Annotated in this window: 2 protein-coding genes and 1 pseudogene; all 3 read right to left on the minus strand. The window is 72.6% G+C overall.

Annotated features, from left to right (window positions below):
* Positions 1 to 853 (minus strand): hypothetical protein (locus tag O145_RS15125; protein ID WP_043564493.1); only part of this gene is annotated, 853 nt, incomplete at its 3' end.
* Positions 854 to 862: 9 nt separating this feature from the next.
* The gene (locus O145_RS15130) at positions 863 to 1,507 is read right to left on the minus strand and encodes a response regulator transcription factor (protein ID WP_043564495.1); all 645 of its coding nucleotides are present in this window, start codon (positions 1,505 to 1,507) and stop codon (positions 863 to 865) included.
* A 214-nt stretch (positions 1,508 to 1,721) separates the two neighbouring features.
* A pseudogene (locus O145_RS18785) lies at positions 1,722 to 2,788 on the minus strand (hypothetical protein); the annotation flags it as partial.

Consider the following 2,788-nt stretch of genomic DNA (forward strand, 5'->3'; position numbering starts at 1 on the left):
GGGGGGAGGTCGCCGGCACGGTGGGGACGGACTTCAGGACCGACAGGATGTGGTCGTGGACGAAGTTGTCGGCCTCCCGCTGCGCCCGGGAGCGCGACTCGTCGATGCGGAGCCGGGCGACCAGAGCGCGGCGGCGGGCGCCGGACTCGTCCAGGGCGACCGCCTGCTGCTGCAGCCACGCGAGCACCCCCATGGTGCCCAGATTGAAGGCCAGGCAGACCAGGACCTCCTCAAGCGGGGACTGCGCGGGGTAGCCGCTGTGAGCGGGGTAGGTCCACGTCAGGGGAAGGGGCAGGGCCGCCACGTAGGCGAACCGGCCGCGCGTGGGCAGGACGGCGGTGGCCGCCACCGCGGCGGCGGGGTAGTAGCAGGTCAGCGGGTTGGGGACGGGCACTGCGTCGGGCGCGCCGCCGGCCGGAGGGAGCGGGTGCCCGGCGGCCAGCAGGACGAGGGCCGCGTACCCGATGAGGACCGCCGGCAGGACCGCGCGCCACACGCGGTCCGCGGCTGCGGCTCGGGCCTCGCGGGACGGTACGGATACGCGGCCCTCGTCGGACCCGGGGTGCGTCGCAGGGCCCGCCAGCCCGATAGCGGCCGCGCCGCCGGCGATCAGCGGCGGGAGCAGCAGGGCGAGCGTCACGGCCCAGGGCGGCTGGTGGATCTGGGCGAGCGCGGTCCGGATGGGCGGCACGACCGGCATGGACGGCGCGGCGAAGAACTCCGCCACCACGGCCGCGGTCGCGGCGGTGACGACGACGAGCCTGCGCATCCGCAGAACGTAGGGGCCGGGCGCGAGCCTGGACGAGGGGGCGGCGAGTTCTCCGGCGAGCTCCTTGGCGGAAGATGTCGTCATGGGCGGCGGTTACTCGTAGTAGCTGATCAGGCCGTCGCGGGCGACCTCCTTGAACAGGGCGACGCGCGAGTTGGTCGTCAGGCGGCCGGCGGCGCGGTACTTCTCCTTGATGCGCGCGACGTACTGGTTGACGCTGTTGACCGACAGCCCCAGGGCACGGGCGACCGTGCTGGCCTGCATCCCGTTGGCGTACAAGGTGATGACCTGGGCCTCCCGCTCGCTGAGGTGCTGCCCGACGAAGTTCTCGTCCTCCTCCAGGGCGCGCGCCCAGTCGAGGCTGGCGCTGGGGCGGCCCTCCAGGGCGGCCTCGATGGCCTCGATGAGCTCGCGGGTGGGCGCGGTCTTGTTGATGATCGCCATGACGGCCTCGGTGGCGGTGGCCTCCCTGATGAGGTCGGGGGCTTCGCCGGAGGTGTAGACGACGACGGGGATGGAGCGGCGCGCGAGCTCCTGGATGACCTCCGCGGGCCGGGTGCCGTCGTTCAGGCGCAGGTCGAGGATCGCCAGGGCGCGGCCTGCCGGCCACACGACGTCGCGCAGACTCCTGAACCAGCTGACTGTCCATGTCAGCCCGGCTCGGGCGAATTCGTTCTGGCAGCCTTGCGCGATCATCTCGTGGTCGTCAATGACCAGGATGGAGCACTCGGCGTCCATGGTGCCTCCTTGAGGGTGGTCCGGGCTCGACGCGCGGGGGGCAGGGGGCGGGCGCAAGACGTCAGCGGAAGTTCGGGATGGGGGAGGGACGATGGTATCGCACCGGCATTCTTGGTTGCCATAGAGCATGATGGTATCCTGTGCCGCCCCTGCATGCATATGTCCTCCTCGGTCGCGCATGTTGCCTGGCCTCCTCCGCCGCCGGCGCCCGGGCTCAGGCGGACGCCTGCGCGGCGGGCCGGCCGTCTGCGGTGACGAGGAGGATGCTGTCGGTAGTGACGACGGACATGAGCATGGGGCGCTGGCGCAGCGGGAGGAGCCGGACGACGACGCGCCCGCCGGCGGCGCCGCCCAGTGCTCGGACGGCGTGGGCGATGACGGCCTCCCGGACGTCGTCGGACAGGTCCGTGTCCGCGCCCCGGTCGTCGAGGAGGATGACGTCGATGCCGCGGGTGCGGGCGGCGCGCGCGGCATCGACGACGTCGGTGCCGGTGAAGAAGGGGGCGCGGCGCTCGTCGCGCAGCTCGACCTCGAGCATCTGCGCCTGCACGCGCAGGCTGGGGGTGATCGGTCGGCCGGAGGCGATGTCGGTCAGGATGGGCTCGACACGTTCGCGGACCGAGTCCGTGGCCTGCTGCATGAGCGCCTCGCTCTCCTGCTCGGCGTGGCGACGGGCGGTCACCTCGGCGCTGATCGCCTCGCTGGCGGCGGTCGCCGCGGCCAGGGCCACCGACGTGCGCGCAATGCCGTACCAGATGCACAGGACGATGAGCTGCCCGGAGACGTAGGTCAGGATCATGCCCGGGCCGCGGCCGGTCACCAGGATCCAGGCGGCGGACGTCGCCGCGATCAGGGCGAAGCCGGCCCATGCCTGGCGCGGTCGCTCCCTGGCCAGGAGCCCGCAGCACAGCATGGTGCCCGCGCCGGTGCACCATGAGGCGTAGCCGGACCACTCCGCGTCGGCGATCTGGAACAGGACGAGTGCGTTGGCGCCCCCTGCGACCGCGGCGATCAGGTCGGCGACCAGGTCGGGCATGCTGTGCCTCGGCCACGACCTGAGCATGAGGAATGCGCCGATCGATACGGCGATGAATCCGATAATGACCAGGGCAGGGTGCCGGTACGGCCTCGCCCGCACCTCCAGAATGACGATGAGGACGTAGAGGGCGAGAAGGCAGGCGAGAACGACCCGCGTGATTGGGGCCTCCATGCACGCCGACAGGGACAGCGGCGAGGCCGCGGCCGGCGCCGGGCCGGCGGGCTCCGGCTCGGCCGGGCGCC

The organism is Actinomyces israelii DSM 43320, assembly GCF_000711965.1.
Classification (GTDB): Bacteria; Actinomycetota; Actinomycetes; order Actinomycetales; family Actinomycetaceae; genus Actinomyces; species Actinomyces israelii.

What these genes read in the sequence shown, in the direction of transcription:
- O145_RS15130 (WP_043564495.1), bottom strand. Translation starts at nt 1,507, where the DNA reads ATGGACGCCGAGTGCTCCATCCTGGTCATTGACGACCACGAGATGATC.